Source organism: Baekduia soli (assembly GCF_007970665.1).
Lineage (GTDB): Bacteria > Actinomycetota > Thermoleophilia > Solirubrobacterales > Solirubrobacteraceae > Baekduia > Baekduia soli.
In genome coordinates, this window is the sequence record NZ_CP042430.1 from 3,515,061 (window position 1) to 3,529,406 (window position 14,346).

19 protein-coding genes are annotated in these 14,346 nt (G+C 76.0%); 3 read left to right on the plus strand and 16 right to left on the minus strand.

Going from position 1 to position 14,346, the window contains the following annotated elements:
* Positions 1-21: 21 nt before the first annotated feature.
* On the plus strand, positions 22-912 hold the full coding sequence (locus FSW04_RS16855) for a DsbA family protein (protein WP_187368853.1): 891 nt from the start codon (positions 22-24) through the stop codon (positions 910-912).
* Positions 913-925: 13 nt separating this feature from the next.
* Here the strand turns inward: FSW04_RS16855 and pdxH are convergent, their stop codons facing one another.
* The 5 genes from pdxH to FSW04_RS16880 are packed head-to-tail and all read right to left on the minus strand — an operon-like array spanning position 926 to position 4,959.
* On the minus strand, positions 926-1,594 hold the full coding sequence (pdxH, locus tag FSW04_RS16860; RefSeq protein WP_228430521.1) for a pyridoxamine 5'-phosphate oxidase: 669 nt from the start codon (positions 1,592-1,594) through the stop codon (positions 926-928).
* A 27-nt stretch (positions 1,595-1,621) separates the two neighbouring features.
* Positions 1,622-2,014 (minus strand): response regulator, encoded by a 393-nt coding sequence (locus tag FSW04_RS16865; RefSeq protein WP_146921334.1) that lies wholly within the window; start codon positions 2,012-2,014, stop codon positions 1,622-1,624.
* A 37-nt stretch (positions 2,015-2,051) separates the two neighbouring features.
* The gene (locus tag FSW04_RS16870; protein ID WP_146921336.1) at positions 2,052-3,236 is read right to left on the minus strand and encodes a pyridoxal phosphate-dependent aminotransferase; all 1,185 of its coding nucleotides are present in this window, start codon (positions 3,234-3,236) and stop codon (positions 2,052-2,054) included.
* Positions 3,233-4,408, minus strand: coding sequence for a low temperature requirement protein A (locus FSW04_RS16875; protein WP_146921339.1), 1,176 nt, complete (start codon positions 4,406-4,408; stop codon positions 3,233-3,235). The genes FSW04_RS16870 and FSW04_RS16875 overlap by 4 nt, the downstream gene beginning before the upstream one ends.
* Entirely contained in the window at positions 4,405-4,959 is a 555-nt protein-coding gene (locus FSW04_RS16880; protein WP_187368854.1) for a GNAT family N-acetyltransferase, read from the minus strand. The genes FSW04_RS16875 and FSW04_RS16880 overlap by 4 nt, the downstream gene beginning before the upstream one ends.
* Before the next feature lie 45 nt (positions 4,960-5,004).
* Here FSW04_RS16880 and FSW04_RS16885 point away from each other — a divergent pair, with 45 nt between their 5' ends.
* Positions 5,005-5,187 carry a hypothetical protein gene (locus tag FSW04_RS16885; RefSeq protein ID WP_146921344.1) on the plus strand — a complete coding sequence of 61 codons (183 nt, stop codon included), beginning with the start codon at positions 5,005-5,007 and terminating at the stop codon, positions 5,185-5,187.
* Positions 5,188-5,202: 15 nt separating this feature from the next.
* Here FSW04_RS16885 and FSW04_RS16890 read toward each other — a convergent pair whose 3' ends face one another.
* The 6 genes from FSW04_RS16890 to FSW04_RS27290 form a co-directional block, all read right to left on the minus strand.
* A complete protein-coding gene (locus FSW04_RS16890) occupies positions 5,203-5,982 on the minus strand; it encodes a thioesterase family protein (protein WP_146921346.1) in 780 nt (259 codons plus the stop codon).
* Between the two features lie 28 nt (positions 5,983-6,010).
* On the minus strand, positions 6,011-6,439 hold the full coding sequence (locus tag FSW04_RS16895; RefSeq protein ID WP_187368855.1) for a DUF3052 family protein: 429 nt from the start codon (positions 6,437-6,439) through the stop codon (positions 6,011-6,013).
* Positions 6,440-6,636: 197 nt separating this feature from the next.
* On the minus strand, positions 6,637-6,921 hold the full coding sequence (locus FSW04_RS16900) for a hypothetical protein (protein WP_146921350.1): 285 nt from the start codon (positions 6,919-6,921) through the stop codon (positions 6,637-6,639).
* A 99-nt stretch (positions 6,922-7,020) separates the two neighbouring features.
* Positions 7,021-7,929 carry an ABC transporter permease gene (locus tag FSW04_RS16905; RefSeq protein ID WP_146921352.1) on the minus strand — a complete coding sequence of 303 codons (909 nt, stop codon included), beginning with the start codon at positions 7,927-7,929 and terminating at the stop codon, positions 7,021-7,023.
* A gap of 5 nt (positions 7,930-7,934) precedes the next feature.
* On the minus strand, positions 7,935-8,411 hold the full coding sequence (locus tag FSW04_RS27285) for a hypothetical protein (RefSeq protein WP_228430522.1): 477 nt from the start codon (positions 8,409-8,411) through the stop codon (positions 7,935-7,937).
* Positions 8,345-8,731 (minus strand): alpha/beta fold hydrolase, encoded by a 387-nt coding sequence (locus tag FSW04_RS27290; protein ID WP_228430523.1) that lies wholly within the window; start codon positions 8,729-8,731, stop codon positions 8,345-8,347. Before FSW04_RS27290 ends, FSW04_RS27285 begins: the two co-directional genes overlap by 67 nt.
* 23 nt (positions 8,732-8,754) lie before the next feature.
* On the opposite strand from FSW04_RS27290, the gene trxA reads away from it, so the two are divergent.
* Positions 8,755-9,498: a thioredoxin gene (trxA, locus tag FSW04_RS16915; protein ID WP_146921354.1), complete on the plus strand. Its 744-nt coding sequence runs from the start codon at positions 8,755-8,757 to the stop codon at positions 9,496-9,498.
* Here the strand turns inward: trxA and FSW04_RS16920 are convergent.
* The 5 genes from FSW04_RS16920 to FSW04_RS16940 all read right to left on the minus strand — a co-directional run bounded on the left by FSW04_RS16920 (position 9,495) and on the right by FSW04_RS16940 (position 14,216).
* On the minus strand, positions 9,495-10,325 hold the full coding sequence (locus tag FSW04_RS16920; protein ID WP_146921356.1) for an alpha/beta fold hydrolase: 831 nt from the start codon (positions 10,323-10,325) through the stop codon (positions 9,495-9,497). The genes trxA and FSW04_RS16920 overlap by 4 nt on opposite strands.
* A 16-nt stretch (positions 10,326-10,341) precedes the next feature.
* Complete coding sequence (dinB, locus tag FSW04_RS16925; RefSeq protein ID WP_146921358.1) at positions 10,342-11,427, minus strand: DNA polymerase IV; 1,086 nt, start codon at positions 11,425-11,427, stop codon at positions 10,342-10,344.
* Between the two features lie 90 nt (positions 11,428-11,517).
* Positions 11,518-12,198 (minus strand): septal ring lytic transglycosylase RlpA family protein, encoded by a 681-nt coding sequence (locus FSW04_RS16930; RefSeq protein ID WP_146921360.1) that lies wholly within the window; start codon positions 12,196-12,198, stop codon positions 11,518-11,520.
* A gap of 306 nt (positions 12,199-12,504) precedes the next feature.
* Positions 12,505-13,347, minus strand: a complete 843-nt coding sequence (locus FSW04_RS16935; protein ID WP_146921363.1) for an amidohydrolase family protein — start codon at positions 13,345-13,347, stop codon at positions 12,505-12,507.
* Positions 13,348-13,667: 320 nt separating this feature from the next.
* Positions 13,668-14,216, minus strand: coding sequence for an RNA polymerase sigma factor (locus FSW04_RS16940; protein ID WP_146921365.1), 549 nt, complete (start codon positions 14,214-14,216; stop codon positions 13,668-13,670).
* Positions 14,217-14,346 lie beyond the last annotated feature (130 nt).

The window sequence follows — 14,346 nt, forward strand, 5'->3', positions numbered from 1 at the left end:
TGCACGTGCAATCATCGTCGTATGCCCGCTCCGATCCGGACCATCCACTTCAGCGACCCGGGATGCCCCTGGGCCTACTCGGCCTGGCCGGCCCACAGCGTCCTGCGCTGGCGCTTCGGCGCGCAGCTCGACTGGCGCCTGGTGCTCATTGGCCTGGCCGAGACCCCCGACCGCTATGTCAACTCGGGCTACACGCCGGCGCGCAGCGCGCAGGGCTACCGCCGCTTCGCCCGGTTCGGCATGCCGTTCGGCGGCCAGCCGCGGGCCCGCATCACCGCGACCTCGCCGGCCTGCCGCACCATCGTCGCGGCGCGCCTGGCCCACCCCGGCGACGACACCGACCTGAAGGTCTTCCGCGCGCTCGCGCTCGCCATGTTCACCAGCACCGCGCTGCTCGACACCGAGGAGGGGCTGCGCGACGCGCTGGCCCGCCTGGGCGACGCCATCGACGCCGCCGCGCTCGTCGGGGCGATCGAGGACCCGGCCGTGCGCGAGGCCTACGAGGAGGACCGCGCGCTGGCACGCACCGCCGCGGGCCGGCCGATCGACGTGCAGGGCCGCGCCGCGGACACCGACGGCGCCGTGCGCTACACCGCGCCGTCGGTCCGCTTCACCGACGAGGCCGACGCCACGCTGGAGGTCGGCGGCTTCCAGCCGTGGGAGGCCTACGACACCGCGCTGGCCAACCTCGCGCCGGGCCTGCAGCGCCGCCCGCCCGCCGAGGATCCCGTCGACGTCCTGCGCGAGCTGCCCTACGCGCCGTGCACGCGCGAGGTCGCGGCCTGCATGGCGGGCAACCTCGACGCGCCCGACGACGCGGCGGCCGAGGCCGCGCTCATCGACGCCGCCGCCCAGGGCGTGGTCGTGCGCCAGGCCGTCGGCAACGGCGCGCTCTGGCACCTGGCCGCCTGAGCCGCGGAGGGGCTCAGGGCGCCAGCCGCCGCACGGCCCACGCCCCGTCGCCGCCCAGGCGGTAGACGAGCCGGTCGTGCAGGCGGTCGCGCCGCCCCTGCCAGAACTCGACGGACTCGGGCTCCAGGCGCCAGCCGACCCAGCCCTCGGGGCGCGGGACGGGCCCGCCCTCGGGGTGCCGGCGGGCGAGCTCGTCCCGCGCCGCCTCGAGGACCGCGCGCGAGGCGACGACCTCGGACTGCGGGCTGGCCAGCGCGCTGATCTGCGAGCCCCACGGGCGCGAGGAGAAGTAGGCCTCGATGTCGGCGTCGGGCAGCCGGTGCACCGGGCCGGCCAGGCGCACCTGGCGCTGGAGGTCGTGCCACGGGAAGACGATGGCGGCGCGCGGCGTGGCCGCCAGCGCGCGGCCCTTGGCGGAGCCCGCCCCGCCGAAGAACCGCAGCCCGTCGGCGCCCAGGCCCTTGAGCAGGACGAAGCGCGCGTCGGGCGCCCCGTCGTCGCCGACGGTGGACAACACCATGGCGCTGGGCTCCCCCACGCCGCCGGACGCGGCGTCGGCCAGCCAGCGCTCGAACTGCTCCAGCCACGTCGGCGCCAGGTCGCCCTCGTCCAGCCCGCCGAGCTCGTAGCTGCGGCGCATGGCGGCGAGATGCTGGGCGTCGGGCTGCGGCGGCGTCGTCACGGGCCGAGCATAGTCCGGCGGCGCGGCTCAGCCCGCGGCGCGCGCGCCCGGCGGCAGGAGCCGGCGCACCTGGAAGACCATCGCGTCGGGGTCCGGGTCCTTGATGATGAACGCGTCGGCGCCCGCATGGCGCGCGAGCGTGCGGTCGCGCTCGTCGTCCAGGCCCGTGACCATGGCGATGCGCACGCCGGCCAGCTCGGTCTCGGCCCGCAGGTGGCGGCACGTGGTGATCCCGCTCTGGCCGGGCATCCGCCAGTCGAGCAGGATGAGGTCCGGCCGCTCGCGCAGCGCGACGGTCACGGCGCTGCGGCCGTCGGCCGCCTCGACGACCCGGAAGCGCGGGATCTCGAGCGCGGCACGGACGTACGCGCGGAAGCCCGCATCATCGTCGACCACGAGCACGGTCGCCGCCTCAGCCATTCGCGCGGATTCTACGGGGCCCGCCGCGGTCCCCCGGTCAGCGCCGCGCCGCGGTGGCCGCCGCCAGGCGACCGGCGGCCTCCGCGAGGTCGGCGTCGGGCACCGCGAGCGACAGCCGCGCCCATCCGGCGCCCCGCGCCCCGAAGCCCTCGCCCGGCGCCACCCCGACGCGGGCCTCGGCGATCAGGCGCTCGGGCGTCAGCCCGTCGGGCAGGCGCCACCACACGTAGAACGACCCCTCGGCGGGCGCGACGTGGGCGCCGGCGCCGCGCAGGGCCCCGACGAGCAGGTCGCGGCGCGCGCGGTAGGTCTCGCGCCGTTGCGCGACGTCGGCCTGGTCGGAGCGCAGGGCGGCCGAGAGCCCGCGCTGCAGTCCGGTCCACACGCCGCAGGCCAGATGGTCGAGCAGGAGCTGGATCCGCGCGATGAGCTCGTGGGCGCCGACGGCGAAGCCCACCCGCCAGCCGGCCATGCCGTAGATCTTCGACGGCGACCACAGCTCGATGGCGACCTCGCGCGCGCCGGGGACCTCGAGCACGCTGCGCGCGCGGCGCTCGAACCCCAGGAAGCCGTAGGCGAGGTCGTGCATGAGCCAGCAGCCGCGGTCGTGCGCGAAGGCCACGGCCGCCTCGAACGTGCCGGGGCGCTCGCAGGCCGACGTCGGGTTGGAGGGGTAGTTGAGGACGGCCAGCGCCGGGTCGGGGCCGCCCGCCACGGCGTCGAGGTCGGGCTGGAAGCCCGTGCTCTCGTCGAGCGGCAGCGGCCGGATCGTCGCGCCGGCCAGCGCCACTCCCGAGGGGTAGTCGGGGTAGCCGGGATCGGGGAGCAGGATCGTGTCGCCGCGGTCGGCCGCCGCCAGGCAGGCGAGCATGATCCCCGTCTTGGTGCCGGGGACGACGGCGATCTCGCGCTCGGCGTCGAGCTCCACGCCGTGGTCGGCGCGGTAGCGCAGCGCGATGGCCTCGCGCAGGTCGTCGTGGCCGGCGAACGGCGGGTAGCCGTGCACCACCGGCGTGGCGATCTCGCCCGCGGCCGCCTGCAGCGCGGCGATCGCGTGCGTCGGCGGCGGGAGGTCGGGGTTGCCGCGGCCGAGGTCGATGAACGGCGCCAGGCCCGGCGCCGGATCGGCCCGGGCGCGGGCGGCGGCGGCGAGGATGGCGCCGAAGAACTGCTCGGGCAGCCGGTCCAGGCGCTCGGGGCGGATGTCGCGGTGGTCGGTCATGTCAGCTGCCGGCGCAGGCGGCGGCGCAGGTCGTGGTAGCGGACGCGCTCGTAGGCCAGCGGCGCGACCATGACCGCGGCCGTCAGCCCGAGCGTGAGCAGCGCGTCGGCGTGCCGGGCGGGCACGATGAGCACGACGAGCGCGGCGGCGGCGATGAGCCGGGCGACGTTGAGGCGGTGCACGTTGCGCAGGCGGAACGCGACGAGCGCGACCAGGTAGAGCGCCACCCCGCCGCACAGGCCGACCGCCGGGACGGTCTCCAGCGGATCGGAGATGTGGGCCAGCGTCTTCTTGACGCCGAGCGCGAACAGGATGATCCCGGCGACCATCGGCAGGTGCAGGTAGGTGTAGGAGTCGCGGGCGATGAGCACGCGGTCGCGCCCCGTCGCGCGGCTGAACCGCCGCTGGGCGACGAGCGCGACGACGTCGAAGTAGGCCCACCACAACGCGGCCGCCACCGTGATGCCGAGCAGGACGCCCCCGATGAGGCCCGCGTGCAGCGGCAGGCCCTCGGCGCCCACGCCCAGCGCGACGATCGACTCGCCGAGGGCGATGATGAGGATGCCGCTGTAGCGCTCGGCGAGGTGGCCGGCCTCGACGCGCCAGCCGTCGACGCCGAACAGCCACAGGCCGCCGACGTCGATGACGATGGCGGCGACCCAGCACGCGGTGCGCCCCGGCCCGTGGAGCAGGCCCGCGGTCAGCAGCAGCAGCCCGACGGGGATCATCGACCGCGCGAGGCCCGCGACGGCGGCGCGCAGGGCCGGGTCGGGTCGGGCGAGCACGACGTAGGCGGCGATGTGCAGGATGCGCACGACGCAGTAGGCCGCGCCGAAGGCCACGGCGTCCTTGCCGAACGCGTGCGGCACCGCGATGGCGACCACGAGCATCGCGGCCATCGCCGACAGCAGGGCCACGCGGAACAGCCCGTCGTCGGAGGCCGCGTTGTTGCCCAGCCAGGCGTAGCACCCCCACGCCCACCAGAGCATCGTGAGGATCGCCATCCCCTCGGCCAGGCGCGTCCAGTCCGGGTGGGCGGAGACGAACCCGGTGACCTGGGTGATGGCGAACACGAAGACCAGGTCGAAGAAGAGCTCCAGCGCCGTGACGCGCTGCTCGGGCGGCACGGCGGGCGGTGCCCCGGGCGCCGGCGCCGCGGCGCCGACGCTCATGCGAGGTCCTCGGGCAGCAGCGAGCTGACGGCCAGCGTCCAGTGGCGGCCCTTCTCCTCGATCACCGACTGCAGGACGCCCTCCTCGACGAAGCCCGCCCGCGCGGAGACCCGGCGGCTGGCGGCGTTGTCGACGGCGATCTCCAGCGTCACGCGGGCCAGGCCCATCGCCCCGAGCGCCCAGCGCGACAGGAGCCGCGTGCTGCGCGTGGCGACGCCCCGGCCGCGGGCCCATGGGGCGACGAGGTAGCCGATCTCGGCCGAGCGGTGCTCCCACCGCGGGCGCAGCAGGCCCGTGGTCCCCAGGACGGCGTCGTCATCGGCCGACGCGATGACCAGCCGCAGCTCCTCCCCGGCCTCCCGTGCGGCCGCCGCGCCGTCGATCCAGCCGTGGGCGTGCTCGGGCCCGTACGGCGACGGCACGAACGTCCAGTGCCGGATGTCGGGGTCGCGGCAGGCCTCGGTGAGCGCCGCGGCGTCGCGCAGCGCGGGCGGGCGCAGGCGCACGCGCTCGTCGCGCAGCTCGGGGTCGGGGAGGGGGAACGACGCCACCAGGACGCACGCTAGCGTTGGAGGCCGATGGCAGGGGCCCGCAAGATGAAGGTCAAGGGCCGCTGTTGCAGGAGCGACCCGCGCTGCCGGCGCTGCCCCGTCGTCGCCAAGCGGCTGGCGGCCGCCGGGCTGGCCGAGCGCACGGGCCGGCGCACCTACGTCGTCGACGCGCCGAAGAAGGCCGTCAGGCGCGCACGGCGGTTCAAGGCCGTGCCCGTGGTGCGCTGAGGGCGCGCACCGCCCCTACCGCCCGTCGACGTACAGCGACTGCGCCCCGGTCCCGACGCGACCGCGGGCGTCCAGCAGCGTCGACGTCGCCTGGCCGGTGCCCGTCGGGTCGAGGTCCGTGCGGGCGTCGACTCCCACCCACTCCCCCACGGGCTCGCGGTGCAGGTGGACGGTCAGGTCCGTGTTGACGAACAGGTGCGTGGCGAAGTCCAGCGCCCGGCTGACGCCGTTGCCGAAGTCCGCCGCGGCCACCGCCCGCTGCAGCGCCGACGGCTCCTCGCCGGCCACGAGCGGCATCCGCAGCCGGAACCACGCCAGCGCTGCGCCGCGCTCCCAGTCGCCGCGCGCGAAGCGCAGCTCCATCCCCGTGAGGTGGAACCCGGCCGGGTGCTCGCCGCCGCCCGTCCAGCGCGCGGGCGCCGCCTCCTCGGGGCCCGGCGGGGGCGGCTCCTGCGGCGCCGGCGGCAGGTCGACCGCGCCGGTGCGCAGCAGCGTCGCCGTCGCGCGCAGCACCTCGGTGTCGCCGGCGCGCAGCGTCGCATCGGCCAGCCCCAGCCGCCGTCCGCCGCGCCGCAGCGTGGCCGACACGGTCACCGGCGCCAGCGGCACGGCGGCGGCGAACTCCACCGACAGCCGCACGCAGCGCATCGGGACCGCCGTCGGCAGCCGCTCGACAGCGCGGGCCAGCAGCGCGCAGGGGGCTCCGCCGTGCATCGCGCCCGGGTCCCACGGGCCGCGGGCGTGCTCGCTGGGGATCAATGCGTCGCCGTCGGGCGTGAAGATCGCGTCGCTCACGACCCGCGCCTCCCGCGCCGGCCCGCCCTCATCGCAGCTCACGGCGCACGACGAGCTTGAGACCCGACCACGTCGCGTCGATCGCGCACACCTTGACGTCGACCAGTCCGGCCGGCAGGGCGACCTCGCGCACGACGTCCTCGGTGACGTCGGTCGCCACGCCCGAGGCGCGCTTGGGCCACGCGATCCAGGCCATGCCCGCCGGCGCGATCGCGCGCCGCAGCGCGACGACCCGCCGGGCCAGCACCGCCCGCGAGGTGACGAAGGCCATGACGAGGTCCTCGCCCGGGCCCAGCCGGCGGGCCACCGTCACGCCCTCGGGCAGCGGGCCGACCAGGGCCTCGAAGCCCTCGGGGGCGTCGAGGAGCACGGCGCGCATGCCCGGCGCGAAGCCGAGCTTGCGCACCAGCGGCGTGACGCTGTAGGCCAGTCCCGGCCCGGTGGGCGAGGTGCTCATGGCGCGTGCAACCCTAGCCGCTGCGCCCGGCCTCCCGCCCGCCTCCCATGCCCGGCGTCCAGGTCCGGCTGCGCTCGTCGGGACCGTCAAGGGGCGCATCCCCCCTCTGCCCGTGGCGCTCGGACACCGAAGAGCTGCGCGCCGCCTGCTGACGCGCAGCCGGCGGCGCGCGCGTCCGCGCCGCCGGCCTCCCGGCCCTACGCGCCGGTGACGACCTCGAACGTCGTCTCGTCCGGCGGCCCGGCGAACCCGCCGTCGATCCCGGCCTGCATCGTCGGCATCAGCGTGCCGTCCCGGAACTGCTCCCAGCTCTCCCGGCTGTCGTGGACGGCGACGATGATCCAGCCGTCGTCGGTCGGGCCGGCCAGGTGGGTGATCTGACCCGCCGGGAGGCCGCCGCCGGCGGGGTGCACCGCGCCGACCGAGGCCTCGTACTGGGACTGCGTGCCACCGGGGAAGCGGTGGATGACGCCGTACGCCATGGGTGGTGCTCCTTTGTGTAGGACAACCGGCTGCCTCTCCGCGCGTTGTCCGCGCGCCGACACTACCTCCTCCGGCGGGGCCGCGTGGCATGTCGGCGCTCAGCCGGCCTGCTCCCCCGTCCGGACGCGCGGGTCCAGCCACGACAGGAACAGGTCGAAGAGCATCGTCGTCACCCCGATGAGCACGGCGCCGACCGCCGTCATCCCGTAGATCAAGGGGTAGTTGGAGGCCCCGATCGAGCGCGTGAAGTCGCTGAACAGCCCCGGGATGGCGAAGACCTGCTCGACGAGCACGGCATTCGTGAGCAGCAGCGGCATCGACGCGGAGGCGAACATCGTCGTCGGGCCCAGCGCCGCCGGGAGCACGTGACGGCGTAGCACCGCGCCCTCACCCAGGCCCTTCGCGCGGGCCATGCGCACGTAGTCCTCCCCCGCGACCTCGACGAGCTCGCCGAGCATGACGCGCAGCGTCATCGACGCCAGCGGCAGGCCGAGCACGATCCACGGCGCGACGAGCGAGCCCGCCCAGCGCAGCGGCCCGTCGCCGAAGGGCACGTAGTCCAGCGGGATGCCGAGGCCGAGCGGCACGACCCCGATGTCGGCGCCGAAGAACAGCAGCGCCATCAGCCCCACGACGTACACGGGCGCGCACAGGCCGACCATCGCCAGCGCCTGCAGCACGCGGGAGAGCAGGCCGCGCGGGCGCCGGGCGCACACCAGCGCGCCGGCGATGCCCAGCGTCATGCCGCAGGCCAGGCCGCCGGCCAGCAGGCTGACGTCGGCGGGCGCGCCCTCGCGGATGCGCGTGGCGACCGGGCGCCGGCTGCCGGCGTTGGACATGCCGAAGTCGAAGTGCAGGAACGCGCGGTCCAGGAAGTGCCAGAACCGGGCGGGCAGCGACCCCGTCTCGCCCGCGAACAGCGAGGGGCGCAGCCCGTGCACCAGCAGCCACGCGCTGGCGGTCGCCGCGACGGCGACCCCGGCGACCCCGGCCAGCCGGAGCGCCACCGGCCTCACGCCGAGGGCTGCCCCGCGCTCCGTGAGACGACGTCGGCGATGACCTTGGACAGCCGGGCGCCCGACCATGCGATCGGGCTGGTGCCCTCGTCCTCGACGACCATCGTGGCGCCGGGGATCCGCGAGGCCCACAACTCGCCGATCGCCAGCGGGTGGCCGGGGTCGGGCTCGTCGCGGTCGGCGACGACGACCGTCGGGACCGCGATGCGGCCGAGGTCCTCGCGCGTGGCGAACGGGCGCGACCGCGGCGTGGCGCGCAGCGCGTCGGCCAGCGCCTCCGGGTGCTCGTGGGCGGCCAGCCGCTGGCGCAGGACCGTCTGCAGCGTCTCGCGCCACTGCGGCGCGCCCTGGTCGTCGCCGTAGGCCGCCACGAAGCCCTCCACGCCGCCGGTGCGCAGGCCCTCGCTCAGGGCGTCCCAGCGGTCGAGGTCGCCTGGGAACCCGTCGGGGTCGTAGGCCGGCGTGATGAGCACCAGGCCGGCGACGCGATCGGGGTGCTCCAACGCGGCCCGGACGGCCGTGTGCGCCCCCATGGAGGCCCCGCGAGCACCGCCCGGTCGATGCCCTCCTCGTCGAGCAGGTCGACGAGGTCGGCCGTGAGGTCGGCGTAGGTGTAGGCCTCGGGGTCGGGCGCGGGGTCCGAGGCGCCGTGGCCGCGCGCGTCGTAGGCCAGGACGTCGTGCCCGGAGCGCTCGAGCGCGCGCGAGCCCATGACGACGTAGCGGTGGGTGGCCGTGAGGCCGTGCAGGAGGACGACGGCGGGCCCCTGCCCGGCGCGCGTTCGGTGGAGCATCACACCGTCGTACCCTAGGGGCCATGGCCGTGATCGACGTCAGCGAGCAGGACTTCCAGCAGCAGGTCATCGAGGCGTCCAAGGAGCGCCCGGTGGTCGTGGACTACTGGGCGGAATGGTGCGGGCCCTGCCGCGCCCTGGGACCCATCCTCGAGCGCGAGGCCGCCGAGCGCGACGGCGCGGTGACGCTGGCCAAGCTCGACACGGACGCCAACCAGCGGCTGGCGGCCGAGCACGGCATCCAGGGCATCCCGGCGGTCAAGGCGTTCCGCGACGGCAAGGTCGTCGCCGAGTTCGTGGGCGCCCAGCCGCCCGCCCAGGTCAAGGCCTTCTTCGACAGCCTGCTGCCCAGCGAGGCCGACGGCCTCGTCGCCGCCGGCGACGAGGACTCGCTGCGCCGCGCGATTGAGCTCGAGCCCGCCCGCGCCGACGCGAAGGTCGCCCTGGCCATCCTGCTGCGCAGGCGCGGCGACGTCGGCGAGGCGCTCGTCACGCTGGAGAACGCCGAGGGCGACTTCGCCGCCGACGGGCTGGCCGCGCGGATCCGGCTCGAGCGCGCCGAGGCGCCCGGCACGCTCGAGGCCTTCGCGCTCCTGGACGGCGGCGACCCACAGGGCGCCGTCGACGGGCTCATCGAGGCGATCGGCCAGGCGCCCGACCACAAGGACGACCTGCGCCGGGTCGTCGTCGCGATCCTCGACGCGTTCGGCGTCGACCACCCGTTCGCGCGCGACGCGCGACGCCGGCTGGCCGGCGCCCTGTACTAGCCCCCCGCCCCCGTCCTCCCCGGCGCGCCGGCCGCCGCGCCCTCGGCGACCAGCTCGGCGCTGCGCTGCGGCTGCTCCCACCAGAACAGGTGGCCGACGCCCGGGAGCTCCTCGTAGCGGGCGCCCGGGATCAGGCCGGCGATGAGCCGTCCGTTGGCGACGGGCAGCATGATGTCCTCGTCGCCGTGGACCACGAGCGTGGGGACCCGCAGCCCGGGCAGCCGCGCGCTCGTGTCGTGCCCGAAGATGGCCTGCATCTGCAGCATCACCACGGGGACCGGGGCGGGCAGGGACTTCGCCATCGCCCGGAACGCCTCGTACGCACCCGGCCGCGCGGCGAAGGCGGCCGAGACGTTGACGTCGAACATCGCGCGGATCGACCGCTCGCGGTCGCCCGAGAGCATCGACGCGCTCAGGCGCGCCAGCACGGCGTCGCCGACCAGCACCGAGCCGGGACCGCCGCAGTACGTGCAGCCCAGCGCCAGCGTGCGGACGCGGTCGGGGTGGCCGAGCGCGAGCTCCTGGGCCACCATCCCGCCCATCGACACGCCGAGCACGTGCGCCGCCTCCAGGCCGAGCGCGTCGAGCAGGCCGGCGGCGTCGGCGGCCAGGTCGGCGATCGAGAACGGATCGTCGACGCGGGCCGAGCGCCCGACCCCGCGGTGGTCGTAGCTGATGACGTCGAACCCGTGGCCGGCCAGGGCCTCCAGGAACGGCTCGCCCCACGTCAGGTGCGTGCCGCTCATGCCCTGCACGAGCAGGAGCGGCTCGCCGTGGCCACGGCGCTGGTGGAAGAGCTCGCGCCCGGAGACCGTGATGTGGGCCATGCCCCGACCGTAGCGGTCAGACCGAGAGCGGCAGGCGCAGCTGGCCGGGCGGGGCCGAGCGCGGCTCGGGCGCCGGCGGCGGGTCGTCCTCGAAGGACGCCACCCGGACGCCGAGCAGCCGCACGGGCCGCGGCGGCGCGTAGGCGCGCAGGAGCTCGACCGCCACGCCGATGATCGTGGCCTCGTCGTTGACGTGCGTCTCGACCGTGCGCGCCCGCGTCACCGTCGTCCAGTCGTCGAGGCGCACCTTGATGGCGATGGTCCGCCCGCGCGTGCCCTTGCGCTGCAGCGCCTCGGCCAGCTCCTTGCCCATGCGGCGCAGGATCGCCTCGAGCTCGGCGTGGTCGGCGATGTCGGCGTCGAACGTCGTCTCGTTGGACCGCGACTTCGCCACGCGCTCGGTCACCACGGGCGAGTCGTCGTGCAGGTGCGAGCGGCGGTGCAGGTCGCGGCCCGAGTTCTCACCGAACCGCGCCTGGAGCTCCTTCACGGGCGCCCGCTGCAGGTGCCCGAGCGTCGGGTAGCCCATCTCGGCCAGCCGCGCCGCGGTCTTGGGCCCGATGCCGGGCACGACGCGCGGCGATCGGCCGGCCAGCCGGGCGGCGCAGTCCTCGCGGCCGATGGCCACGAAGCCCGCGGGCTTGCCCAGGTCGCTGGCGATCTTGGCGACCAGGCGGCTCGGCGCGATGCCCGCCGAGATCTGGATCCCGGTCTGCTCCTTGACGTCGGCGATGAGCGCGCGCAGCAGCGGCAGCGGGCGCTCGAGGCCGGTGAGGTCGGCGTAGGCCTCGTCGATGCCCGCCTGCTGGACGATCTCCAGGCGCTCGCGGACCAGGCCCCAGACCGTCCGCGAGACCTCGGAGTAGGCCTGGTGGTCCGGCGGGATCGTCACGGCCTGCGGGCAGCGCCGCCGCGCCTCGGCCGCGCTCATCGCCGAGCCCACGCCGAAGCGTCGCGCCTCGTAGCTGGCGGTGGTGACCACCGCGCGTGGCCCCGTGCCGGCCACGATGAGCGGCAGACCCCGCAGCTCGGGGCGTCGCAGCAGCTCGACCGATGCGTAGAACGCGTCGCAGTCGAGGTGGGCGATGACCCGCTTGGGCACCCTGCAAGCGTAGGGGGCGCCAACGACGCGACGGGCGCCCGTGGGCGCCCGTCGCGTGCTGCTCGGGAGGGCCGTGGAGGGCCCGCCGCCCTAGCGGGTGGTGAGCACCGTGCCGGTCGAGCCGAAGCCCAGGCGGGCCTTCGTCGCTGCGGTGAGGTCGAACTCGCGGCCGGCCACGAAGGGGCCGCGATCGATGACGGGCACGCGCACCGTGCGCCCGCGGTAGTGCAGCGTCACGAGCGTGCCGCAGGGCAGCGACTTGTGCGCGACGCCGAGCGTGCCGGACGTCAGCGTGCCGCCGCAGGCCAGGTGCTGGCCGTAGAGGCCGGGCCCGTACCAGGACGCGAACGCACGCCGGTACACGCGGGCGTTGCCGGCGGCGCGGCGCGCCGAGCTGAGCTCGCGCGTGCCGCCGAAGCCGACCCGCACGCGCTTGGTGCCGGTGCGCGCCGCGCGCCAGAGGAGCACGTAGCGTCCGCCGGCGTCGGTGCGGTCGTGGTCGACGGTGGTCCAGCCGCCGCCGGGCGCGCCGACCTGCAGCGCGACGGCGCGCCCGGCGCCCGCGGGGCTCAGGCGCCCGCGGACGATGATGCGCTCGCCCGCCAGCACCGTGCGGCGCACGCTGCGGATGCTCAGCGAGGTCGACGCCTTGGGTGCGGCGGCGCCCGCCGGGGCGACGGGCGCCGGGGTGGTCGAGGACGTGTCGGAGCTCGCCACGGCCGGCGTCGCGGCGAGGATGGTCGTGGTGAGCAGCGCGCCGGACAGACCCATGGCGCGCGGATGTCTGAGCCTCAAGACGAGGCACCTCCTGGTTTCTCTGTGCCTACGGGGTTAGCTGTCGGGCTCGCAGCCCGCCGTCGCCCGCAGAAGCGTGCGGCAGCGGGGCGCTACCGGGCCATCAGGCCCCGATTCGCCCCAGCCGCCGGTGGTGTGCACTCGGCGGCGTTGGGTCCCCCGTCCGCCCCCTCGTGCGGGAACGGCTCGGCGTCTGTTGCCCGGCACGGTACCCCGGGTCCGGGCCATCTGTGTGTTCCGCATCACACAGCGACCCTGTCCGGCCGCTGACCGGAACGGGCCCTAGCGGGCGTCGGCGGCGACGGTGCCGGCGAGGATCATCGCCGTCATCGCGGCGTGCACCGCCGCGTAGGGCTCGGCCCCGCCGTCCAGGCGCTGCTCGGCGAGCGAGATGTAGGACTCGATCTCGCGCAGCGCGGCGTGGTGCTCGACGCCGTCGGGGGCCTGGCACGCCAGGCGGGCCAGGGCGTAGACCTCGCGGGGCTCCCCGCCGCGGAACGTGAGCTGCACCGCGCCCGTGAGGTAGGCGATGACCCGCTCGAAGGCCAGCACACGGGCCCCGAGCGCGCCGGGCCCCGGCGCGGGCCCCAGGTCCAGCAGGTCCTCCCCTCCGACGACGCGGGCCAGTTGGGCGCCGGCCATCGGCGCGGTCTGCTCGGGGGTCAGCCCCACGGCGCGCGCGCAGCGCAGCAGCGCCATCGAGGCGTAGCGCGGACCGCCGTACGGCATGTCGGAGGCGTAGAGGATCTGCCCGGGCGGGACCGCGGCGTACAGCGTGAGCAGGTCGGAGACCATCCACCAGCTCGTGTCGAACAGGACGTTGGGCAGCTCCGCGATGCGCGGCGCGAGCAGCCCGAGGTCGCTGATGCCCGCGTGGGCGAGGATGATCCGGGCGTCGGGGTGCGCGCGGGCCATCTCGACGACGCTCTCGCCCAGGTCGGGGATGCCGCGGCCCGCGTGGAAGAGCACCGGCAGGCGCTCGCGGCCCGCCATCCCGACGACCTGCTCGACGACCGGGTGCGGGAGGCCGAACGCGTCGCTGCGCGGGTGCAGCTTGAAGCCGCGTGCGCCGGACTCCAGGCCGCGGCGGGCCTCCTTGAGGGCGTCGGGCGCGTTGGGGTCCACGCGCCACAGGGGACCAACCGCCCGCCGGACTCCGCGCAGGAGCGCACGACCCAGTCGTTGGGCGCCGGATAGCCGTCGGGCTCCTGCATCGCGAAGAGCAGCGCGCGCTGCTGGCCGGCGGCGTCGAGGGCCTCGATCAGCTCGTGCGGATCGGCCTCGTAGCCGTCGGGGTCATGGTGGCCGATGTGGGTGTGGGCGTCGAACCACAGCACCCCGTCGCCGAGCCACTCCAGGTCGCGGGCGCGAAGCTCGGCGACGACGTCGTCATGGGCGAGGCCGCGGACGGGCATGCCGCGACCCTAGCGTCCCAGTGCCCGCGCTCAGGCGGCCAGCACGGGCTGGTCGGCCCCCGCGGACAGCTCGGCGCGCAGCCGCGCGAGCCCAAGGCGGATCCGGCTCTTGGCCGTGCCGAGCGGTACGCCGGCGCGGCGGGCGATCTGGTCGGCGGTGAGGCCGCCCCAGTAGGCCAGCACGAGCGCCTCGCGCTGCGGGTCGGGCAGCGCGCGCAGCGCGGCCCGGATCGTGCTGCGGTCCGAGGCCTCCAGCGCCACGTGGTCGGGCCGGGCGTCCTCGTCGCGGGCGCCGTCGGTGGCCACGACGACCTTCAGGCGGTCGCTCGCGCGGCCGGCGGCCTGTCCCTCACGCCACAGGTCGACCGCGCGGCTGCGGGCCATGAGCCGCAGGTAGCTGCCGAGCTCCCCGCGCCGGGCGTCGAACTTCTGGGGGTTGCGCCACACGCGCAGGAAGACGTCCTGCACGACGTCCTGGGCGGGCGCGCTGCTGCCGAGCACCCGGAGGGCGGCGGCGTGGACGCCGCGGTGGTGCTTGTCGTAGATGCGGGCGAAGGTGTCGGGATCGCTGAGGTCCATCTCGGGGCTCCGAATCAGGGAGGGTGGTGGCGGGGACCTACCCGTCGTGCGACAACCTTACACACTCTGTTCAAGGTCGTCGAGCGTGTTGTGCAACCCGGTTCGGAAGCCCGGCGGGCGCCCCCGGCGA